This window comes from Polaromonas sp., assembly GCF_030689685.1.
In the GTDB taxonomy this organism is placed as follows: domain Bacteria; phylum Pseudomonadota; class Gammaproteobacteria; order Burkholderiales; family Burkholderiaceae_C; genus Polaromonas.
In genome coordinates, this window is the sequence record NZ_JAUYEY010000022.1 from 61,338 (window position 1) to 82,574 (window position 21,237).

24 protein-coding genes are annotated in these 21,237 nt (G+C 64.1%); 8 read left to right on the forward strand and 16 right to left on the reverse strand.

From position 1 onward, the window contains the following. Positions 1-9: 9 nt before the first annotated feature. From phnL to phnG, 6 genes are all read right to left on the reverse strand, one after another. On the reverse strand, positions 10-708 hold the full coding sequence (gene phnL, locus Q8O29_RS05990) for a phosphonate C-P lyase system protein PhnL (protein WP_305561146.1): 699 nt from the start codon (positions 706-708) through the stop codon (positions 10-12). A gap of 33 nt (positions 709-741) precedes the next feature. Next, positions 742-1,569 carry a phosphonate C-P lyase system protein PhnK gene (gene phnK, locus Q8O29_RS05995; RefSeq protein WP_371134159.1) on the reverse strand — a complete coding sequence of 276 codons (828 nt, stop codon included), beginning with the start codon at positions 1,567-1,569 and terminating at the stop codon, positions 742-744. Next, positions 1,566-2,471, reverse strand: a complete 906-nt coding sequence (locus tag Q8O29_RS06000; RefSeq protein ID WP_305561148.1) for an alpha-D-ribose 1-methylphosphonate 5-phosphate C-P-lyase PhnJ — start codon at positions 2,469-2,471, stop codon at positions 1,566-1,568. Before Q8O29_RS06000 ends, phnK begins: the two co-directional genes overlap by 4 nt. Next, entirely contained in the window at positions 2,468-3,613 is a 1,146-nt protein-coding gene (locus tag Q8O29_RS06005) for a carbon-phosphorus lyase complex subunit PhnI (protein ID WP_305561149.1), read from the reverse strand. The genes Q8O29_RS06000 and Q8O29_RS06005 overlap by 4 nt, the downstream gene beginning before the upstream one ends. 79 nt (positions 3,614-3,692) lie before the next feature. Next, positions 3,693-4,289 carry a phosphonate C-P lyase system protein PhnH gene (gene phnH / locus Q8O29_RS06010; RefSeq protein WP_305561150.1) on the reverse strand — a complete coding sequence of 199 codons (597 nt, stop codon included), beginning with the start codon at positions 4,287-4,289 and terminating at the stop codon, positions 3,693-3,695. Further along, complete coding sequence (gene phnG / locus Q8O29_RS06015; RefSeq protein ID WP_305561151.1) at positions 4,286-4,750, reverse strand: phosphonate C-P lyase system protein PhnG; 465 nt, start codon at positions 4,748-4,750, stop codon at positions 4,286-4,288. The genes phnH and phnG overlap by 4 nt, the downstream gene beginning before the upstream one ends. Before the next feature lie 260 nt (positions 4,751-5,010). Here phnG and phnF point away from each other — a divergent pair, with 260 nt between their 5' ends. The 3 genes from phnF (at position 5,011) to phnN (ending at position 7,227) form a co-directional block, all read left to right on the forward strand. Then, a complete protein-coding gene (phnF, locus tag Q8O29_RS06020) occupies positions 5,011-5,784 on the forward strand; it encodes a phosphonate metabolism transcriptional regulator PhnF (protein WP_305561152.1) in 774 nt (257 codons plus the stop codon). After that, entirely contained in the window at positions 5,781-6,473 is a 693-nt protein-coding gene (locus Q8O29_RS06025) for a DUF1045 domain-containing protein (protein ID WP_305561153.1), read from the forward strand. The genes phnF and Q8O29_RS06025 overlap by 4 nt, the downstream gene beginning before the upstream one ends. Before the next feature lie 181 nt (positions 6,474-6,654). Further along, positions 6,655-7,227, forward strand: coding sequence for a phosphonate metabolism protein/1,5-bisphosphokinase (PRPP-forming) PhnN (phnN, locus tag Q8O29_RS06030; RefSeq protein WP_305561154.1), 573 nt, complete (start codon positions 6,655-6,657; stop codon positions 7,225-7,227). On the opposite strand, the gene Q8O29_RS06035 is transcribed toward phnN, so the two are convergent. Genes Q8O29_RS06035 through phnC form a run of 4 tightly spaced genes read right to left on the reverse strand, consistent with a single transcriptional unit; the run spans position 7,173 to position 10,430 of the window. Next, positions 7,173-7,736, reverse strand: coding sequence for a phosphonate degradation HD-domain oxygenase (locus Q8O29_RS06035; protein WP_305561155.1), 564 nt, complete (start codon positions 7,734-7,736; stop codon positions 7,173-7,175). The genes phnN and Q8O29_RS06035 overlap by 55 nt on opposite strands. 10 nt (positions 7,737-7,746) lie before the next feature. Beyond that, positions 7,747-8,505, reverse strand: a complete 759-nt coding sequence (phnE, locus tag Q8O29_RS06040) for a phosphonate ABC transporter, permease protein PhnE (RefSeq protein WP_305561197.1) — start codon at positions 8,503-8,505, stop codon at positions 7,747-7,749. 59 nt (positions 8,506-8,564) lie between these two features. Next, complete coding sequence (gene phnD, locus Q8O29_RS06045) at positions 8,565-9,530, reverse strand: phosphonate ABC transporter substrate-binding protein (protein WP_305561156.1); 966 nt, start codon at positions 9,528-9,530, stop codon at positions 8,565-8,567. 36 nt (positions 9,531-9,566) lie between these two features. Then, entirely contained in the window at positions 9,567-10,430 is an 864-nt protein-coding gene (gene phnC / locus Q8O29_RS06050; protein ID WP_305561157.1) for a phosphonate ABC transporter ATP-binding protein, read from the reverse strand. A 105-nt stretch (positions 10,431-10,535) separates the two neighbouring features. On the opposite strand from phnC, the gene Q8O29_RS06055 reads away from it, so the two are divergent. Next, the gene (locus Q8O29_RS06055) at positions 10,536-12,035 is read left to right on the forward strand and encodes an AMP nucleosidase (protein ID WP_305561158.1); all 1,500 of its coding nucleotides are present in this window, start codon (positions 10,536-10,538) and stop codon (positions 12,033-12,035) included. Positions 12,036-12,155: 120 nt separating this feature from the next. Here the strand turns inward: Q8O29_RS06055 and Q8O29_RS06060 are convergent, their stop codons facing one another. From Q8O29_RS06060 to Q8O29_RS06080, 5 genes are read right to left on the reverse strand one after another with little or no spacing between them, the layout of a single operon-like run. Then, complete coding sequence (locus Q8O29_RS06060; protein ID WP_305561159.1) at positions 12,156-13,352, reverse strand: nitrate/nitrite transporter; 1,197 nt, start codon at positions 13,350-13,352, stop codon at positions 12,156-12,158. Between the two features lie 7 nt (positions 13,353-13,359). Then, entirely contained in the window at positions 13,360-14,478 is a 1,119-nt protein-coding gene (locus Q8O29_RS06065) for a mechanosensitive ion channel family protein (protein ID WP_305561160.1), read from the reverse strand. Between the two features lie 10 nt (positions 14,479-14,488). Further along, positions 14,489-15,715 carry a formate-dependent phosphoribosylglycinamide formyltransferase gene (gene purT / locus Q8O29_RS06070; RefSeq protein WP_305561161.1) on the reverse strand — a complete coding sequence of 409 codons (1,227 nt, stop codon included), beginning with the start codon at positions 15,713-15,715 and terminating at the stop codon, positions 14,489-14,491. Positions 15,716-15,772: 57 nt separating this feature from the next. Continuing rightward, positions 15,773-16,087, reverse strand: coding sequence for a HigA family addiction module antitoxin (locus tag Q8O29_RS06075; protein WP_305561162.1), 315 nt, complete (start codon positions 16,085-16,087; stop codon positions 15,773-15,775). A 35-nt stretch (positions 16,088-16,122) separates the two neighbouring features. After that, on the reverse strand, positions 16,123-16,401 hold the full coding sequence (locus tag Q8O29_RS06080; protein WP_305561163.1) for a type II toxin-antitoxin system RelE/ParE family toxin: 279 nt from the start codon (positions 16,399-16,401) through the stop codon (positions 16,123-16,125). A gap of 164 nt (positions 16,402-16,565) precedes the next feature. On the opposite strand from Q8O29_RS06080, the gene Q8O29_RS06085 reads away from it, so the two are divergent. Then, on the forward strand, positions 16,566-17,387 hold the full coding sequence (locus Q8O29_RS06085) for a siderophore-interacting protein (RefSeq protein ID WP_305561164.1): 822 nt from the start codon (positions 16,566-16,568) through the stop codon (positions 17,385-17,387). A gap of 4 nt (positions 17,388-17,391) precedes the next feature. Here the strand turns inward: Q8O29_RS06085 and Q8O29_RS06090 are convergent, their stop codons facing one another. Further along, positions 17,392-17,682, reverse strand: coding sequence for a hypothetical protein (locus Q8O29_RS06090; RefSeq protein ID WP_305561165.1), 291 nt, complete (start codon positions 17,680-17,682; stop codon positions 17,392-17,394). A gap of 94 nt (positions 17,683-17,776) precedes the next feature. On the opposite strand from Q8O29_RS06090, the gene hemA reads away from it, so the two are divergent. From hemA to prmC, 3 genes are all read left to right on the forward strand, one after another. Beyond that, a complete protein-coding gene (gene hemA / locus Q8O29_RS06095; protein WP_305561198.1) occupies positions 17,777-19,057 on the forward strand; it encodes a glutamyl-tRNA reductase in 1,281 nt (426 codons plus the stop codon). 105 nt (positions 19,058-19,162) lie between these two features. After that, on the forward strand, positions 19,163-20,281 hold the full coding sequence (prfA, locus tag Q8O29_RS06100) for a peptide chain release factor 1 (protein ID WP_305561166.1): 1,119 nt from the start codon (positions 19,163-19,165) through the stop codon (positions 20,279-20,281). 70 nt (positions 20,282-20,351) lie between these two features. Continuing rightward, positions 20,352-21,236, forward strand: a complete 885-nt coding sequence (gene prmC / locus Q8O29_RS06105) for a peptide chain release factor N(5)-glutamine methyltransferase (RefSeq protein ID WP_305561167.1) — start codon at positions 20,352-20,354, stop codon at positions 21,234-21,236. Position 21,237 lies beyond the last annotated feature (1 nt).

The window sequence follows — 21,237 nt, forward strand, 5'->3', positions numbered from 1 at the left end:
GTTTCCGGTTCAGTGGGATGGGCGATGCTGTTCAACGTCAAAGCAGCGGCTCGCCACCGCCTCGCGGACTTCGTCGTCGTGAAAAATGCCGACGATGGCAGCGCCCCGTGCACGCGCAGCCCGGATCAGGTCCACCACGACGGCTCGGTTGTCTGCATCCAGCGATGCGGTGGGCTCGTCGAGCAGCAACACCGGTTGGCTGGCGATCAGGCCGTGGGCAATATTGACGCGTTGCTGCTCCCCGCCGGAAAAGGTTGCCGGCGGCAAATGCCAGAGACGCTCCTGCAGGTTCAGGCGTGCCAGCCACTGCGCTGCTTCTGCGCGCGCATCGTCGGCGGCGACACCGAGGCGGCGCAGCGGCTCGGCCACGATGTCCAGCGTCGAGACACGCGGGATCACGCGCAGAAACTGCGACACATAACCCAGGGTACGGCGCCGCACCTCCAGCACTTCGCGCGGTGCGGCTTGCGAGAGGCGGACCCACGCGTCGTCGTGGCGCACACGCACCTCGCCAGCACTGGCACCGTAGTTGCCGTACAGGCAGCGCAGCAACGAGCTTTTGCCGCTGCCGGAGTGGCCGGTCAGCGCCAGGCATTCACCAGCAAAGACGCTGAGGTTGATGCCCGAGAAAACCGGCAGCGCCAGCCCGCCGCGACCGTGCAGGGTGAAGGTTTTTGAAAGTTGGGTGGTTTCAAGCAAGGCAGTCAAGGGTGTCACCTGGTGGGTGTTGATGGAGTGGCCTCAAGGCGTGAGCACCGAGGACACCAGCAGTTGCGTGTAGGCATGCTGCGGGTCGTCAAGCACGCGGTCGGTGAGTCCCTGCTCGACCACCTGCCCGTCCTTCATGACCAGCATGCGGTGCGCTAGCAGGCGGGCGACGGCCAGGTCGTGGGTCACGATCACCGCTGCTAGCTGCAGTTGGTCTACCAGTTCGCGCAGCAGGTCCAGCAAGCGCGCCTGGACCGACACATCAAGTCCGGTGGTCGGTTCATCCATGAAGACCAGCCGCGGGTGCGTGACCAGGTTGCGCGCGATCTGCAAGCGCTGCTGCATGCCGCCCGAATAAGTGCCCGGCAGGTCGTCGATGCGGTCTACATCGAGTTCGACACGCTCCATCCAGTCCAGTGCCTGCCCGCGCAGCTTGCCGTAGTGGCGGCTGCCCAGGGCCATCATGCGTTCGCCGATGTTGGCGCCACCGGAAACATTCATGCGCAGGCCGTCGCGTGCGTGCTGCTCGACAAAACCCCAGTCGGTGCGGGCCAGCCAGCGCAAGCGGGCTTCGGACAGATCGGCCAGGTTGACCAGGCCGGCTTCGCTGCGGGCGGGCGCGGCGCCGGCGGCACCCGCCTCGTCTCGCACGTCGTAATGCACGGACCCGGCATCGCAGGCCAGGCGGGCAGCCACCAAGCGCAGCAAAGTCGATTTGCCGGATCCGGATTCACCCACCACCGCCAGCACCTCGCCCGGATAGAGGTCAAAACTCACATCGCGGCAGGCCCAGCGCAGGCGGTTGGCCTGCATGAACTGTTTGCCGGCGCCGTGAACAGATAGAAGCATGTTGCTGCTCATCGCGCGCCCTCCGCGTCTGCGCGCGCCAGCGCATCAGGCATCTGTACCGCCTGTTGCGTCCCGACATGGCCGGTATCACGGCGTTCGCCGCAGTAGTCGCTGTCCGAACAGACAAACAGGCGGCTGCCGGCGTCGTCCACAATCATTTCATCGAGAAAGCTGTCGGCCGCGCCACACAACGCGCAGGCATGGTCCCAGCGCTGCACCTCGAAGGGATGGTCTTCGAAATCCAGGCTGCGCACTGCGGTGTAAGGCGGAATCGCGTAAATCCGTTTTTCCCGCCCGGCCCCGAACAGTTGCAGCGCCGGATTCATGTGCATCTTGGGGTTGTCGAATTTCGGTATCGGCGAGGGCGAGGCCAGGTATCGCCCGTTGACCAGCACCGGGTAGTCGTAGGTCTTGGAGATCGCGCCGAGCTGGGCAATGTCCTCGTAGAGCTTCACGTTCATCAGGCCATACTCGGCCAGCGCATGCATGGTGATGGTTTCTCGGCGGCGTGGTTCGAGGCGAAACAGCGGCTCCGGCATCGGCACCTGGTAGACCATGATCTGGCCTTCCTTCAGAGCGGTTTCCGGAATGCGGTGCCGGGTCTGGATGATGCTGGCTTCCGTGGTTTTTTCGGTGGTTTCCACACCGGTGGTGCGCGCAAAGAAACGCCGGATGTTGGCCGCATTGGTCGTGTCGTCGGCGCCCTGGTCGATCACCTTGAGCACATCCTCGCGCCCGATGATGCTGGCGGTGACCTGCACGCCTCCCGTTCCCCAGCCGTAGGCAAAAGGCATCTCGCGCGAGCCGAAGGGCACCTGGTAGCCGGGGATCGCCACGGCCTTGAGCATGGCGCGCCGGATCATCTTCTTGGTGCGCTCGTCGAGAAAGCCGAAGTTGTAGTTCTCGTCCATCATGCGGCTTTCTGTATCGTGGCCACCGTCTGCCCAGGGTTCTTTTCACCCGGGTCGGTTTGCTTTTCCTGCGCGTGGGCGGCACGCAGCTTGCGCACCAGTTCCAGCTCCGACTGGAAATCCACGTAGTGCGGCAGCTTCAGGTGCTGCACAAAACCGGAGGCCTCAAGGCTGTCCGCATGCGACAGCACGAACTCCTCGTCCTGCGCCGGTGAGGTGGCCAATTCGCCGAGCTCTCGCGCGCGAAGCGACCGGTCCACCAGCGCCATGGCCATGCTCTTGCGTTCGGCGCCGCCAAAAGCCAGACCGTAACCCTGCGTGAACTGCGGCGGATGCTCCCGGTTGCCGGCAAACTGGTTGATCATCTGGCACTCGGTCAGCTCGACCTCGCCGATGTCAATCGCAAACCCGAGTTCGTCGGCCAGGATTTCCACCGCAACCTTGCCACGCCGGATTTCACCGGCAAACGGATGGCTGTGGGCGTAACCACGCTGGGTGGAGTAACCCAGCGCCAGCAGCCAGCCTTCGTCACCACGCGCCAGCGCCTGCAGGCGCAGCGGGCGCTCTGCCGGAAACATCAGCGGATCACGCGTCAGGTCGCCGGGCGCCTCCTGCGCGCCGGGTTGCGGTATTTCCATCAAGCCCTCACGTGCCATCAGTTCATTGATGCGCGGCATGCTGTCGGGCAAGGCCTGCGCCGCCTCTGCGGGTGCGGCTGGCGCGCCATCGCCCTCACCTTCGGCCAGCAGCGCAAAGTCGAGCAGGCGCTGGGTGTAGTCGTAGGTCGCGCCCAGCACCTGGCCGCCTGGAACATCCTTGAAGGTCGCTGAGACACGCCGCGTCAGTGCCATGCGGGCGGTGTCCATGGGCAGGCTGTAGCCGAAGCGCGGCAAGGTGGTGCGGTAGGCACGCAGCAGGAAAATCGCTTCGATCAGGTCACCGCCAGCCTGCTTGATCGCGAGCGCGGCCAGCTCCGGGTCGTAGAGCGAACCTTCCGACATCACCCGGTCCACCGCCAGCGGCAACTGCTCGCGGATCTGTGCCACCGACAAGGCCGGCAGCGCGGTGTCGCCGCGGCGCTGCGCGGCCAGCAGGCGCCAGGAGGCTTCGATGGCGGCGGTGCCGCCCTTGACTGCAACGTACATGCTCAGGCCTCCTGCCGAGCCGCCTCAAAGGCGGCCTGCGCCCCCTCGGGGGGCAGCGAACAAATGTGAGCGTCGGGGTTCATGCAACTCCCTCCAACCGACGCACACGGGTGGTGCGCGGCAAACCCAGCGCGGTATCCGTGCAGGTAAAAACAATGTCCACACCTTGCGGGAAGGCCGCATGGTTGGCCTGCCACTGGGTCCAGAAACTGTCGGGCAGGCCGGCAAGCCGGACCGTCTGCATGTCGCGTATGCCGGGGCCATGCCACTCCACCGCCGGGCCTTCGCTCAGCGACGGCACCTCGATCAGCAAAGTGGCCGCCTGCTCGGGCGACTCCACCGACCCGGCAGAAAAAGCTTCCAGCGCAGGCATCGCAACCACATCGCCGATCACCGCAAAAGCCGCGTGCGAGGGCGCCGCCGCGACACTGGCGCCGGTATGAAAACGCAGCCAGTCAGCCGCGCTGCCCGGCTGCTGCCACCAGACCGGCGTATCGTCATCGGTCAGGGCCAGCAGCAGGTGGGCCAGTGCGGGGCCGAGGCCTAGACCGGGGACTGGCCGGCCGATGGCCATGCGCTGCCCTGGCCGGGAGAGCGCTTCCAGCACGGCACGAAAGGCCACCTGGGCCTCATGCACAGGGTCGCCAAAACCCGCGCTTACTGCGTGTTGATTCATGCCTCGCCCCGGACAAAAGTAAAAAATTCGACTTTAGAAGCTGCGGCCGAACGGCTGGTGGCCTCGCGCCCTGCCGCCTGCCCTTGTTGCAGCGGTGTTATCAGCTCGCGCAGCAGCTGCGCCTTGCGCGTCTCGTCCTGCAGCAGCGCATCAAACAACGCCACCAGCTCGGCCTTGCGTCGGTCGCGCCCGAGCGTGTAGCCGACACCCAGCGCGCCGGTGCCCACCCGCAGCGCACAACGCGTGACGGTGGCCTCGCCCAGATTGAAGGCATCGCCGGTGCCGCCGACCCGGCCGCGCAGCATGACCATGCCCGGCTCGGGTGGCCGGACATGTTCTATGGGCGGCAGGTCCGCCAGCGCCATCAATGCCTGCTCCAGCTCGGCCCGCCCGGCGCGCGACAGCACGCCCAGCCAGTGCTTGCGCACGCGCTGGTTTTCATCAATAGCTCGGTTTGTCATACAGATGTCTAAATCAGTCACTAAAGTTGAAGACGGTGCAAAAAACACCACAGCAAATGCAAGAACACCCTAGGAGCCTGGGCGGCAGAAGGAACGTCGGCTGCAAAGCGGCCGCGACGGTCCATTTTTCACCGACTTTTTGCCCCATAGCTACGGCTATGAGGCTGCAAACCCGGCAAAAACTGTCCTCGCCGGGGCCACTTTTCGCTTCGACGCCTTCTGCCGCCCAGGCTCCTAGTTCAACCGGACAACATGACCAAATGATGACAAGCGAACGAGCTCTTTCAAGCGCGCCCGGCCGACGCAGCGGCGTGGCGGTCTGGAAACAGATTGCCGACACGCTCAGCGCGGAAATCCGCAACCGCGCCTTCACCGCCAGCGGCCGTCTGCCCAGTGAAAACGAGTTGTCGCAGCGCTTCGGCGTGAACCGCCACACGCTGCGCCAGGCCGTCGCCGCGCTGCAGCTTGACGGGCTGGTGCGCATCGAGCCGGGACGCGGCACCTTTGTCCAGCACGAGCTGCTCGACTATGTGTTGTCTCGCCGGACCCGCTTCAGCGAGAACCTCCAACGCCAGGGACTGCTGCCGAGCAAACAGTTGCTTACCGCCCGCGAAATGCCTGCCCCGGAGCGTGCCGCACACGAACTCAGGCTGGACAAGGGAGCCAGGGTGTTGATGGTGGAAATGCTGGACGAAGCCAACAACCAGCCGATTGCACTGGCCACCGCGTATTACCCCGCTGCACGCTTTTCCGGGCTGCTGGAGATGCTGAACGACGGAACCCGCACCACCGACATCCTGCGCCATTTCGGTGTCGCCGATTACCTGCGTGCAGAAAGTCGCATCACCACGCAAATGCCTTCCGATGAAACCGCACGTCTGCTCAAACAGGCCACCAACCGGCCGGTGTTGTGTGTCGAATGCCTGGATGTGGACATGGACGGACGGCCCATCAAATACGGCGAGACGGTTTTCTGCGGCGACCGGGTGCAACTGGTGGTCAGCGCCGGTCAAGACGTGGGAGAAGGCGCATGAGTGCGCGTTACGCCATTTATTTTTCACCCGCCAAGACCTCACCCTGGTGGGCCTTCGGTGCGCACTGGCTGGGCCGCGATGAAAACGACAACAGGGCACTGCCTCAACCAGAAGCGCCGGGTATCAGCCCGGCCGAGCTTGAATACATCACGGCAGAGCCGCGCCGTTATGGTTTTCACGCCACGCTCAAAGCCCCTTTCCACCTTTCGGCCGGCCACGACGAGGCCGACCTGGTCGCGCGGCTGGGCCATCTTGCGCGCGCGCTGGCACCCGTGGCGCTGAGCCCCCTGCAGCTTGCCACGCTGGGCAACTTTGTGGTTTTGGTTCCCGAAATTGCGCCGGAAGGTTTGCAGGCGCTGGCTGCAGCCTGCGTCACCGACCTGGACGACCTGCGCGCGCCGCTGAGCGACGCGGAACTTGCGCGACGCAGCGCCAGTCTCGATGCGCGTGAAACAGAGTTGCTGGCCCTGCATGGTTATCCGTATGTGCTGGAGCGTTTTCGCTTTCACCTGACGCTGACCGGGCCCGTGGAGGCAGCGGTCGCCGAACGGGTCAGCCACGCCCTTGCCGGTGACGTGGCCTGTCTCAACCTGGAGACTCCCCTGTCTCTGGACCGGCTCTGCCTGTTTGTTGAAACAAGCCCAGGCGCCGCTTTTCAGCGCGTCATCGATATCCGGCTTTGCGCATGAATCCGGTGCTGGACCGCCGCGCAGGGTCGCCCCAAGCAAGGTCAACCCCCTCGGGGCTGGCGCCTGCGGCTCCAAACCTGCCTGCGCAGGTTTGGACAGGCGACAGAAGCGAAGCCTCCGGCGAGCGGCGGCCTGCAAGGCGCAGCGCAGTACGCGAAGCGACCAGCGTGGGGGCTCGGTCATGACGGGCGCCTGGGTATTTGTCTGCGGCCCCTCCGGCTCGGGCAAGGACAGCGTGATCGCGTATGCACAACACGCCCTGGCGGACCGCGCCGACATCGTCTTCACGCGGCGCTTCGTGACCCGCCCGGCACACGCGGGCTCTGACCACGATCCGGTGACTCCAGCGGCCTTTGCCGCGCTGGTGCAGGCGGGTGGCCTGAGCTGGCACTGGCAGGCCCACGGCTTTTTCTATGGCATCGCGCAGCACTACGAAGAAGCGGTGCAGTCAGGCTGCCTGGTGGTTGTCAATGGATCGCGCGAGCATGTCCACGGTTTGCGGTCTGCGCCCAGTCTGCGCGTGCTTCACATTCACGCCGATCACGACGCGCTGGCCCAGCGCCTGATGCGACGCGGCCGCGACAGCGCCGAAGCGGTGGCCCGACGCCTGGCGCGCAATAGCCACTTCGACAACCTGCGTGCCGACTGTGTGATCGTCAACGGTGGTGAGTTGGCTCAGGCCGGCCAGCAGCTTGCCGACTATCTTGCAGGCGCCGGCGAGACGCAGCTAACGCGCTCTAGAACGCCGGCATAGTGTGTCCACCCAGGCGTTGAAGTTTCCGGATTTTTGGCACAATCGTCCCAGCGCCGAAGCGCCACGGCATCTGCGGCAAACGCCTGGACCATAAAGGCATGGGCTTCATCCCCCGAGAAAGGCCCGCCCTGCAACACCAGGCTTCGTTTGGAAGCCGGCGACAGGCCCGCCCAATAGCTTGGATCCACCCGGCACAGATAACGCTTGGCGTCGACATGCATGCGAATCGGTGCCAATACAGCATCCGGAAACACACCCCGCAAAAATGGCAGCGCCATGAACTGGTGCAGGTCGTCCGCGCCGACGGATTTGGGCCGCTGTTCGAGTGCGAGCAGGTGCCCGAGGTCATGCAGCAGCGCGGCCGCGATCAGGGCCGGGCAGGCGTCGGCCTGCTCGGCCAAGTGCGCGCACTGCAGCGCATGCTGCTGCTGGGTGACGGCCTCGGCGCCGTACTGAACCGCCCCGTTCGCATGGAACAGTTCGGTGATCTCATCGAGAGTCAGCGCCATACCCGCTGTCCTAGACCAGTGCCTTGCGGATACGCGCCGATATCAGGTCAATGACGCTGACGGTGACCACAATGATGATCATCACCGCGCAGGTTTCGGCGTACTGGAAACCTCGGATGATCTCCCACAGCACCACGCCAATGCCGCCCGCGCCCACCATGCCGACCACCGAAGCTGAGCGCACATTCGACTCAAAGCGGTACAAGGTGTACGAAATCCACAGCGGCAACACCTGGGGAATCACACCATAGAGGATTTCCTCCAGCGCATTGGCGCCGGTGGCCCGTATGCCCTCGACCGGCTGCGGGTCAATCGACTCCACTGCTTCCGAAAACAGCTTGGCCAGGATGCCCGTCGTGTGTATCCAGAGCGCGAGCACACCGGCAAAAGGCCCCAGCCCGACGGCCACAATGAACAGCATCGCAAACACCATCTCGTTGATCGCGCGTGCCGCGTCCATTAGCCGGCGCACCGGCTGCCGCACCCAGACCGGCGCGATATTGGCGGAGGACAGCAGCGCCAGCGGCACGGCACAGACCACGGCCAGCGCCGTGCCCCACAGCGCGATCTGCACCGTGATCACCATCTCATGCAGGTAGTTGGGCCACTCCTTGAAGTTGGGCGGAAAAAAACTGGCTGCGTACTCGGCCATGTTGCCGGAGTCGCGCAACAGGTCCAGCGGGCGCATGTCGGCGCCCTTCCATGACAGGGCCAGCAAGGCCAGCAGCACGCCCCAGGCCATCAGGCCCAGCAGGCTGGTGCGCGGCATGTCCGGCAGCGCAGGCGGCGTTGGCACCGGCAGGCGCGCAGTGGTACTCACGGCCGGGCTCAGTTCTTGGTCAGCTCTGCGAGCTTGCGGTCAATCTCGGCGACTTTGGCCTGCTTCTCGGCGCCTGGTAGCGAGGCATCGGCTTCGAACTTGTTGCGCTCCTTGAACAGCTCAAGCTGGCGGATCGGAATCAGTTGGGCATTGGTTGAAGGTTTGAAACCGGACAGCTTGGAGAGCTTCATCAGCGTCTCTTTCTCGTGCGCGCCGCCCTTGCCATAGCTAAACAGGAAGTCCTTGATCTTCTGCTTGGACACCTCTGGCAGGTCCTTGCGCATGACGAGGGGGTCCAGCGGAATCAGCGGGGACGTCCAGACAATCCGGATGTCCTTGAATTTCTCTGGCAGCGCGTCCTTGATCTTGTCGAGGTTCTCGCTGTTGTTGGTGGCCACATCCACCTGTTTGTTGGCCACAGCCAGCGCGTTGCTCTCATGGTTGGCGCCGCGCGACACCTTGAAGGCGGTCTTGGCATCGATTTTGTTTTGCGCAAAGACGTAATAGCTGGGCACCAAGAAGCCCGAGGTGGAGTTGGGATCGCCATTGCCGAAAGACAGGCTCTTGGCGTTCTTGAGCACGTCGTCCAGGTTCTTCAGGGGACTGTCCTTGTGCACGATCAGATGTGAGTAATAGCCCTGGGTGCCGTCGGCGTTGACCATCTGGGCGAACACTTCGCCATTGGCGCGGTCCACCGCCTCCATGGCTGCCTTGTTGCCATACCAGGCCACATGCACTTTGTTGAAGCGCATGCCTTCGATGATGCCGGCGTAGTCGGGCGCGAAGAAGGCATTGATCTTGTAGCCGGTCTTTTTGGCCATGTCGTCCAGTAACGGCTGCCAGCTCGACTTCAGGTTTTGCGAGGACTCGGTGGAAATGATGCCGAAGTTTATTTCCTTGAGGTCTTGCGCATGGAGGGGGGCCAGGGCCAGCAGCGTCGTGGCAGCCAGCCCGGTCAATAGTTTCTTGATCATGGTGATTCCTTGAGGAGATGTTTAAGAAAGGTGAGATCAGGCAGCCTGTGCCATCGGCGTCGGCCAGGCCAGGTGGGGAACGGGTTTGACCTTGTCTTCCAGGCTGGAAATGGCATCGCCCAGGGACAGGATGTCATCGGCTTCGGCGCCGTACAGATCACGCAGCACGGCAGGCGTCAGGCCCACGGAGGGGCCGTCGTACACCACCTTGCCCTGGTGCAGGGCGATGGTGCGGACGCAGTACTTCATGGCCACATTGACCTGGTGCAGCGACACCACCACGGTGCAGCGGTCTTCACGGTTGATGCGCGCCAGGATGTCCATCACCTTGCGCGAGGACTCCGGGTCGAGCGAGGCAATTGGCTCATCGGCCAGCACTACTTTGGCGCCCTGCACCATGGCGCGTGCAATGGCGGCGCGCTGCTGCTGGCCGCCCGACAGAGTGGAAGCGCGCTGCGCAAAACATTCGGCAATGCCGACCCGGCGCAAAGCTTCGATGCCCCTGGCTTTCTCCTCGGGCGTGAACCAGCGGATCAGGCTGCGCCACATCGGCACCCGGTGCAGGGTGCCGGCCAGCACATTGACCAGCACCGGCAGGCGGCCCACCAGGTTGAACTGCTGGAACACAAAACCGATGCCAGAACGCACGGAGCGGATGTTGGCAGCGATTTTTCCCTTGCTCTGCACCGTGCGGCCGTGGATCACGATGGAGCCCTGCCCGGCCGAATCGCCGGCCATCAGGCCCGCCATGTGTCGCAGCAGTGTGGATTTTCCGGAGCCGGAAGCCCCGATCAACGCCACCATCTCTCCGGGCGCAATGCTCAGGTCGATCTGTTGCAGCGCCTTGCGGCCATTGCCAAATGTCTTGCTCAGCGTGTTGATGCGGATGGCAGTTTCCATGGTCTCTCCAAGTGGTGTTGCCATTGAATCTAGGGTCGCAATGTGTCGGTTTCGTGTCAGTGGCAGTCAAAACCCGCGTTTCGGTGAGCGGGGCACAATAAGCCCATGCCCTACCTGCCTGCCTTCATCGCGCCCACCCGCTACACCGACCCTGCCGCCGCGCTGGCGCAGGTACGGCTGATTTACGACCAGCAGATCGCGCATTTGCGAAGCGCCATGCACCGCTACGTGGCCGGCGAAACCCTGCCCGGCCATGTGCGGGCTTGTTACCCCTTTGTGCGCATACACACCGAGACCGTGGCCCGCGCCATCCTGGAAACGCCCGACATCGAGCAGCTCAGTTATGGCTTTGTCGCTGGCCCCGGCCGCTTCGAGACCACACTGACCCGGCCCGACCTGTATGGCAACTACTACCTCGAACAGTTCCGGTTGCTTCTGCAGAACCACTCGGTGGAACTGGAAGTGGGCACCAGCACCCAGCCGATTCCGGTGCACTTCTCGTTTGCCGAACACGACCACATCGAGGGCAGCCTGAGCGCCGCACGCCGCATGCTGATGCGCGACGTGTTCGACCTGCCAGACCTGGCCGCCATGGACGACGGCATTGCCAACGGCACCTACGAGGCCAGCCCCGGCGAGCCGCAGCCACTGGCGTTGTTCACCGCCGCGCGCGTCGACTATTCGCTGCAGCGCCTGCGCCACTACACCGGCACCTCACCAGACTGGTTCCAGAATTTCTTGCTCTACACCAACTACCAGTTCTATATCGACGAGTTCGTTCGGCTCGGCCATGAGGAAATGGCCCAACCCGGCAGCGAGTACATCGCCTTTGTCGAACCCGGCAACGTGGTGACGCGGCGCGCCGGTCTGCCACCCGTGGCCGGCGACGAACTCGGCATGGCGCCGCCGCGCCTGCCGCAGATGCCGGCCTACCACCTGATGCGCGCCGACCGCAGCGGCATCACCATGGTCAATATTGGCGTCGGCCCAGCCAATGCCAAGAACATCACCGACCACATCGCCGTGCTGCGCCCGCATGCCTGGATCATGCTGGGCCACTGCGCCGGCCTGCGCAACAGCCAGCAGCTCGGCGACTACGTGCTGGCCCATGGTTATGTGCGCGAGGACCATGTGCTCGATGAAGAGCTACCGCTGTGGGTGCCGATTCCGGCGCTGGCCGAAATCCAGGTGGCGCTGGAGCGAGCGGTCAAGGACGTGACTCGCCTCGAAGGGCCAGACCTCAAACGCATCATGCGCACCGGCACGGTAGCCTCCACCGACAACCGCAACTGGGAGCTGCTGCCGGGCAACCAGCCGCAGCGCCGTTTCAGCCAGAGCCGCGCCGTCGCGCTGGACATGGAAAGCGCCACGATTGCCGCCAACGGTTTCCGTTTCCGGGTGCCTTACGGCACGCTGCTGTGTGTCAGCGACAAGCCGCTGCACGGCGAGATCAAGCTGCCGGGCATGGCCAACCACTTCTACCGGGAACGTGTGGACCAGCATTTGCGCATCGGCATGCGCGCCATCGAGTTGCTGCGCGAACAGGGCACGACGCAGTTGCACAGCCGCAAGCTGCGCAGTTTTTCGGAAGTGGCGTTTCAGTAGTGAGCGCTACTGAGCGTTTTAAAATTCATATTCGTCAAAACGCTCAACTCCTCACCCCATCCCCCTCCCAAGGGGCGAGTGTGAAAGCAGTCCAATTCACTGTCGTGTATTTGGAAAAGATCAATAATGACGAGGGCGTTCCTGCTCATTCAACAGGGGCCGCATGGCCAGCAGGCCGAGCGCCGGTCCCAGCCCCAGCCAGGGCAGCAGCGTTGCCAGGGGATAGTGCGGCAGCAGCGACAAAAACAGCTCAATGCTGACAATTGAAATGGCAAAACCGATGCTATTGGTCAACGTCAGCACACTGCCGACCGCCTGAGGCGGGGCATTGCGCGCCGTCAGCGCGGAAAACTGCGGCGAATCACCCGACACCGTCATGCCCCACAGCAGCAGCCACGCGGCGAACCAACCCGCACTGGCATCCATGAACCAGGGTGCGAGCAGGCAGCACAGTCCGCTCGCGGCCAGTTGCACGGTGGCGACCCGCGCACTGCCCACGCGCTGCGCAATCCAGCCGCCGCCCACGCAACCCACAGCGCCGACGCCCAGCACGGCAAACGCCGCCAGCGAGAGCGGTGCCCCATCGAGCCGGGTGGCCAGGATCAGCGGCACCAGCACCCACAGGGTATAGAGCTCCCACATGTGGCCAAAGTAGCCCAATACTGAGGCGCGCACACGCCAGTCAGTCCACAGCGCGCCGAGCGCCCGCCATTCCAGCGCGCTGCGCCTGACCGGCGCATGAAGCGGCAGCGGTGGATCCGGCAACAAAACATATAGCAACAGGCCACCGCAGGCTGCCAACGCGGCCACGCCCAGCATGACACTGGGCCAGGGCAATGCTCCACTCAGGCCACGCAGGGCATGGGCGCTGGCCGAGCCCAACACCAGTGCGCCAATCAGCAAGCCCAGTGCCGCACCCAGGCCCTTGCTGAACCACTGCGCGGCGATCTTCATACCGACCGGGTAAATACCAGCCAGAAAAAACCCAGTGGCCATGCGCCAAAAGAGCAAGGCCGTGAACTCGCGCACCATCCACCATGCACCCACCGTGCACAAGGCCCCGGCCAGCGAGCACAAGAGAAACACCCGCCTCGGCGAAAACCGGTCAGCGATGGCCAGCAGCGCGAACACCAGCGTACCCAGAATGAAGCCGAGTTGCAACGCAGACGTCAGCGTACCGACCGCCGAAACGGGCCAACCCAGCTCCCGCTGCAGATCGGGCATAACCGCATTGACCGCAAACCACAGCGAGGTCCCCGCGAACTGCGCCAACACCAGCACAGGCAGCACACGACGTGGTGGAGGGGCATCGGTCATGATCGGCCTAAAGCGTGGGCCCCCCACTGGAGGGATACGATGGCGCAGGTTGTGATGGTGACGGGGATGACGCCAGTTCAGCCCGCAGCAGCGGCAGGTACTGTGTATAGTCGCGCTGCATGAAATCGACCAGTGCTTCGCGCACCTTGCAGCGCAGATCCCAATTCAGGCTCGCGTTGCCCGAGGTCACGAGCACGCGCAACTGCATGCTGCGCTCGCCGGCGTCCACCACCTGCAGCAGGCACAGGCGCTGGTCCCATTCCGGGGAGGCTTCACAGACGCGCTGCGCCTCGGCGCGCAGCGGCGCCAGCGGCATGCGGTAGTCCACCCACAGGAACACCGTGCCGATGATGCTGGCGCTTTTGCGCGTCCAGTTCTGGAAGGGATTTTCAATGAACCACTGCAGCGGAATGATGAGGCGGCGCTCGTCCCAGATTTTGAGCACCACATAGGTGCCGGTGATTTCCTCGACACGGCCCCACTCACCTTGGACGATCAGCACGTCGTCCAGCCGGATCGGCTGGGCCAGCGCGATCTGCAGCCCCGCAATCAGGTTGCTGAAGACCGGCCGCGCCGCAATACCCACGACCAAGCCCACCACACCGGCCGAGGCCAGCAGGCTGGCGCCGAACTGGCGTGCGCCCGGAAAAGTCATCAGCATCAGCGCCACGCCCGCCAGCAGCACCACAAACATGGCGGTGCGCGCGAGCATGCGGGTCTGGGTGTGGACGCGGCGCGCCTGCAGGTTGTCCTCGACATCAACCGGATGCCGGGCGATCACGCCCTGGGCCAGACCGCGAATGGCGCGCAGCCCGAGCCAGGTGAGTACCAGCAACAGCAGCAGCGCGTTGCCATGGCGAACGCCAGCGATCAGCGGAAAATTGTCGGGCGCGCCCTGCCACACTGCCTGCCAGGCGATCAGCGGCAGCAGCAACTGGGCCGGTGCCCGGCACTGCCGGGCCACCACGGCTGCCACTGGCATGAAGCGTGTGAGGCGCAGCACCAGCGCCGAACCTGCGGCATGCACCAGCAGGGCCAGCGCCAGCGCCAGCGCCGCCACCAGCAGGATGCGCAAGGTGGAGTCGTCGGCCCAGCCGAGCAGGTTGACGAGTTCCGGAAACTGCATGTATCCGTTCTCAGGCGATACGCGGCTTGACGCGTGATGCCGCCAGCCTGGCGTTGTCGCGCGCAGTTTGCACATCGGCATCAAAAGCCAGGGCCACACCCATGCGGCGTTTGACAAAACTCTCGGGCTTGCCGAACAGGCGAATGTCGGTGTTGGGCACACGCAGCGCGTCGGCCACACCGTCGAACACAATGCCCTGCGCATCGACCCCGCCGTAAATCACCGCGCTGGCGCCGGGGCTTTTCAGCGCGGTGTTGACCGGCAGGCCGAGGATGGCGCGGGCATGAAGTTCGAATTCGTTTTGCCATTGCGTGCACATCGTTACCATGCCGGTGTCGTGCGGCCGCGGGCTGACTTCGCTGAACCAGACCTCGCTGCCCTTGACAAACAGTTCCACGCCGAACAGCCCGAGGCCGCCCGGCTTGCCGTCATGGCCGATGCCAAGGTTGTCGGTCACAGCCTTGCAGATGTCGCGGCTTTTCTGCAGAGCGGCGGCGGCCATGGGCTGCGGCTGCCAGCTCTCCACATAGTCGCCGCTGACCTGGATGTGGCCAATGGGTTCGCAGAAATGGGTTTCGATCTGTCCGTCGGCGCCCACGGCGCGCACGGTGAGCTGCGTAATTTCGTAGTCAAAGTCGATAAAGCCTTCAACAATCACGCGGCCATGACTGACGCGGCCACCGGCCATCGCGTAGTCCCAGGCCTTTTTAACGTCGTCCGGGCCGGCGATCTTGCTCTGGCCCTTGCCGGACGAACTCATCACCGGCTTGACAACGCAGGGGTAGCCGATCATGGTGTCGATAGCGGCCTGCAATTCGGACAGCGAATCGCAAAACACGTAGGGGCTGGTCGGCAGGCCCAGGGTTTCGGCCGCCAGCCGGCGAATGCCCTCGCGGTCCATGGTCAGGCGCGCGGCGCGGGCCGTGGGCACCACGCGAACAATACCGGCGGCTTCGAGCTCTTCCAGCATGGGCGTGGCAATCGCCTCGATCTCGGGCACCACCAGGTGCGGCCGCTCTTTTTCAATCAGCGCCTTGAGCTGCGCCGGATCACTCATGGTGATGGTGCGCGCGTGGTGGGCGACCTGCTGGCCCGGCGCGTTCTCGTAGCGGTCGGTGGCGATGGTCTCCACCCCCAGGCGCTGTAAGGCAATCAACACCTCCTTGCCGAGCTCGCCGGAGCCGAGCAGCATGACTTTGGTTGCGTGGGGGGACAGGGGGGTGCCGAAGGTGGTCATGAAAGATGAGTTAAGAAATGCTCAGAAAAATGCTTGTATTACGAACACTCAACCCCGTCAGGCTGCGAGCGCAAAACGCTCGTCGTTGCGCATTGCAATCGTTTTCAGCTCCTTGGCAAGAGCGTCTTTTGCTATCGCCGTGTCATAGTCAAGTTGCAGGCCACTCCAAAAGCCTTCGCTGGTCCCGAAAAAGCTCGACAGCCGAAGGGCCGTGTCGACGCTGATGCCTCGCTTGCCCGCCAGAATGGCTGCAATACGGGTCAGGGGCACATGAATTTCTTTCGCAAGCCGGTACGGCGTCAGCGCCATGGGCTTGAGGAACTCTTCGGCAAGTATTTCGCCGGGATGCGGGTAGGGTATTTGGCGTGTCATGGAAACTCCTTTTTATCGATGAGGCAGAAAGACAGTCAGTGATAGTCAACAATTTCCACATTTACCGGGCCCTTGACTGTCCAGCTAAAACAAATGCGCCATTGGTCATTGACGCGAACGCTGTGTTGGCCTCTTCGATTTCTTTTCAAGGCCTCGAGCCTGTTTTGCGGTGGGATACTCAGATCCGTCAACAGGGCCGCCCGATGAAGCATGGCCAGTTTGCGTATGGCGACTACCTCAATATTGACCCATCGTTTCACTCGCTGGCCTTCAAAGAAGCTTTGGGTGTCTGCGCACTTGAAGCTCAAGATCATGACAAATAGTAACGCAAAACGTTAGCATCGTCGAACGTTACTACTTCTGTTACTACTTCTGAACTTAACCATGCACGCCATCCGTGATTTGATTTTAGATAACAATAATTCTCATTTGCAAACATATCAACCTTGGGGCAGCCCTTCGTGCTGTCATTGAAAACATGTCTCTCCCCTCTAAAGTGAGTGCAGCAACGCCTGCGCCTGAATCCGCCCCCCGTCAACGCAGGCCGCCGCGGCATGTTCAGGTCAGCCGCGTACAGGCGCTGAGCCCGGCCATGCGCCGCATCACCTTGACCGGCGCCGAGCTCGAAGGTTTTGCGCCTGTTGGGCCGGCCAGCTACATCAAGCTGATCTTTCCGGAACCGGGACAGACCGAGCCCAGCCGCCCGCTGCCCGACGGGCCGCGCGCCGTCTCCATGCGCACCTACACACCGCTGGCCGTGCGGCCAGAAGCCCTGGAAGTGGACGTGGACTTTGTGCTGCACGGCGAAGGCCCAGCCTCAAGCTGGGCGGCCCAGGCCAGCGTCGGGCAGGTGCTGTTTTTGATGGGACCGGGTCCCGGCTACGCGCTGGATGCCGACGCCCCACACCACTTGCTGATTGCAGACGACAGCGCGCTACCAGCGGTGGAAACCATTCTGGCCGCCCTGCCCGCGACAGCGCGTGCGCAGGTTCTGCTGGAAGTGATCACTGCCGCCGAAGAACGGACGCTGCACAGCCCGGCGCAACTGGACCTGACCTGGCTGGAACGCGGCACCGACCATCGCGCGGCCGGCCTGCCAACAGAAAAGGCCTTGCGCGCCCTGCCGCCCATCGCCCCGGATACCAACATTTACCTGGCCTGCGAAGCGGCGGCCATGCGCCGCATTCGGACGCTGCTGACCAGTGAGCTGGGCGTCAGCCGCAACCAGATCGTGGGCCGGGGCTATTGGAAACTCGACGTGAGGAACCACCCCGACCATGACTACGGCGAGGATGCCTGAGCCCTCACCCTTTCCTGCCGCGCAGCAGCACCCACTGGCAACTGGCCGCACCCACGGCCAGCAAGGCATAACTGGCCATCTTGCCGTCCCGGCCGAACAGCACCAGACCGGTCAGCAACAACAGCACGCCCGCTATAAAAATAATAGCTGCTTGTGCCCACAGGGTATGGGTCAGAGACCTTTTTGATCGTAAAAATCCGGAGAAGATACGGGCCAGCAGCACCAGCAGTAGCGCCACAAAAGCGGCTGGCGCCACAAAATTGAGCAACTGGTTGGTTAGATTGAGTGCGGTCATGGCCTGTGGGCGGATTGTCGGCCGGCTTGCCGTGTATCAATTGGATTGAAAGAATGTAAGCACCAGCCCATCCCTTCAATTTTATAATCTCATGATGTCAGTCTGGGCCCTGGGCATCAACCATACCACTGCACCGCTCGATTTGCGGGGCCGGTTTGCGTTCGCCATCGACCAGGTCGAGCCCACCCTCAAGGGTTTGCGCAGCGCGCTGGCGCGGCAGCCGGAAGCGACGCTGCTGTCCACCTGCAACCGCACCGAGATCTACTGCGCCAGCGACCGGTCCGACATCGACCACACGCTGGACTGGCTGGCGCACCACGGCGGCGTGTCGCCGGCCCTGCTGCGATCGCATGCCTACACGCTGGAAAACGACCAGGCCGCGCGTCACGCCTTTCGCGTCGCCAGCGGACTGGACTCCATGGTGCTGGGGGAGCCGCAAATTCTCGGCCAGATGAAGCAGGCCGTGCGCGCGGCCGAAGATGCCGGCGCCATGGGCAGCACCCTGCACCAGTTGTTCCAGCGCTCCTTTTCGGTGGCCAAGGAAGTGCGCAGCAGCACCGAGATCGGCGCGCACAGCATCAGCCTGGCGGCCGCGTCGGTGCGGCTAGCCGGCCAGCTGTTCGAGGATCTCGGCGATATCCGCGTGTTGTTTGTCGGCGCCGGCGAAATGATCGACCTGGCCGCGACCCACTTCGCCGCCAAAAACCCCAAATCGATGACGGTGGCCAACCGCACGCTGGAACGCGGTGAAAAACTCGCCGGGCGTTTCGGTGCCGAGGTCATGCGCCTGGCCGACCTGCCCAGCCGCCTGCACGAATTCGACGCGGTGATCAGCTGCACCGCCAGCACCCTGCCCATCATCGGCCTGGGTGCGGTGGAGCGCGCGGTCAAGCTGCGCAAGCACCGCCCGATGTTCATGGTGGACCTGGCCGTGCCGCGCGACATCGAGCCCGAGGTCAAGGAACTGCCGGACATCTACCTCTACACCGTGGACGACCTGGCCCATGTGGTGCAGACCGGCAAGGACAGCCGGCAGGCGGCAGTGGCGCAGGCTGAGGTCATCATCGACGCCGGTGTGCAGAACTTCATGCACTGGCTGGGTCAGCGTCGCACCGTGCCGCTGATCCAGCAGCTCAATGCGCAAACCGACGCCTGGCGCGCCGCCGAAATCGCGCGCGCGAAAAAGCTGCTGGCCCGCGGCGAGTCGGTCGACACCGTGCTCGACGCGCTGTCGCGCGGCCTGACGCAAAAAATGCTGCACGGCGCGCTGGCCGAGCTGCACGCCGGCGACGCCGACAGCCGCGAAGCCACCGCGCAGACAGTGTCGCGCCTGTTTCTGCGCGGCGGCCTGTCCAACGAAAACAAAGAGCGTTAGCGGCGCTGTAGCCCTGACCGGCCGGCGCGCCCGCTGGCCCCTCCCGCTACCGGCACCTGGTCGGATGCCCCTTCACCATCGTTTTGCCCCCGCGCGTTTTCTCCCATGAAACCCTTTCTCCGCCAGACCCTGGACCGCCAGATATTCCGCCTGCATGAGCTCGACGCACTGCTGTCGGCCAGCGACGTGGTCAGCAACATGGACCGCTTCCGCAGCCTGACGCGTGAACATGCCGAGCTTAGCATCGTGGTGGGCCAGTACCAGCGCATGACGGCGCGCGAAGCCGACCTGGCCGGCGCACAGGCCATGCTGGCCGAGGCGAAGGACGACCCGGAAATGGCCGCGATGGCGGAAGAAGAAATCAGCGCCGCGCAGGCAGACATCACCTCCCTGGACGCCGACCTGCAGCTGATGCTGATTCCGAAAGACCCGGACGATGCGCGCCCGGCCTTCATCGAGATCCGTGCCGGCACTGGCGGCGACGAGTCGGCACTGTTTGCGGGCGACCTGCTGCGCATGTATTCGCGCTTCGCAGAGCGCAAGCGCTGGGCAGTCGAGATCATCAGCGAGTCGCCGAGCGAGCTCGGCGGCTACAAGGAGGTCGTGATCCGCGTCGATGGCGCCGACGATGCGCTGGGCGTGGGTGTCTACGGCAAGCTGCGTTTCGAGTCCGGCGGCCACCGTGTGCAGCGTGTGCCCGCGACCGAGACCCAGGGCCGCATCCATACCAGCGCCTGCACGGTCGCCGTGCTGCCCGAGCCCGACGAGGCTGTCGCCATCCAGATCAACCCGTCCGACCTGCGCATCGACACCTACCGCGCCAGCGGCGCCGGTGGCCAGCACATCAACAAGACCGACTCGGCCGTGCGCATCACGCACCTGCCGACCGGCATCGTCGCCGAATGCCAGGACGGCCGCAGCCAGCACAGCAACAAGGCGCAGGCGCTCAAGGTGCTGACCGCCCGCATCCATGAAAAGGACCGGTCCGAACGCGCTGCCCAGGACGCCGCCACGCGCAAGGGCCTGATCGGAAGTGGGGATAGAAGCGACCGGATTCGGACCTACAACTTCCCGCAGGGGCGGCTCACCGACCACCGCATCAACCTGACCCTGTACAAGCTGCTGTCCATCATGGAAGGTGACATGGACGACGTGGTGACCGCGCTGCAGGTGGCGCGCGGAGCGGAGCTGCTGGCCGAGCTGGAATCGGCTTCGAACGGCTGAATTTATGAACAAGATCGGCCTCCAGCCCATGCCCAGTATGGGCAAGCAGCTCCTTATTTAATAGCAGACAATGACCGCCCCGGCTTTCCCGACTACCCCGAGCTATGCCCAGGCACTGGCGGCAGCGCAGACGTTGGGCCTGGAGCGGCTGGACGCGCAACTGCTGCTGCTCCATGCGCTGGGTCGACCCGACAGTGACCGGGGCTGGCTGCTGGCGCATGACGACGATATGCTGCCTGGCGAAGCTGCCGCCCGGTTCCGGGCACTGAGCCTGCGCAGGGCTGCCGACGAACCGCTGGCCTACATTGTCGGCAGCAAGGAGTTCTTCGGCCTGCAACTCCAGGTCGATGCCCGCGTGCTGGTGCCGCGCCCCGACACCGAAACCCTGGTGGACTGGGCGCTGCAGGCTTTGTCAGGGCCTGGCATGCCGGCCTGCGCGCAGGTGCTGGACCTCGGCACCGGCAGCGGCGCGATTGCGCTGGCACTCAAAAAAAACCGGCCAACGCTGGACCTCACAGCCGTCGATGTGAGCGCCGGCGCCCTCGCCGTGGCCAGCGCAAACGCCAGCCGCCTTGGGCTGGCTATCCACTTCATCGAAGGCAACTGGCTTGAAAATGTAAGCAGCCACTTTCACTTGATCGCAAGCAACCCGCCCTATGTCATCGATGGCGATTCCCATCTGTCTGCCCTGTCCCACGAACCCCTGAGCGCTCTGACTGGCGGGCCAGACGGCCTGGACGAGCTCCGGACCATCATCAACCAGACGCCCGCCCATCTGCATGCACAAGGATGGCTGCTGCTGGAGCATGGCTATGACCAGGCGGTGGCCGTGCGCGAACTGCTGGCCCGGCGCGGCTTTGCCGAAGTGCAAAGCCAGGCCGACCTGGCAGGAATCAGCCGCTGTTCCGGAGGTCGCTGGCCGGGTGAAAGCAGCCCGCAGCAAACAGCGGGATAAT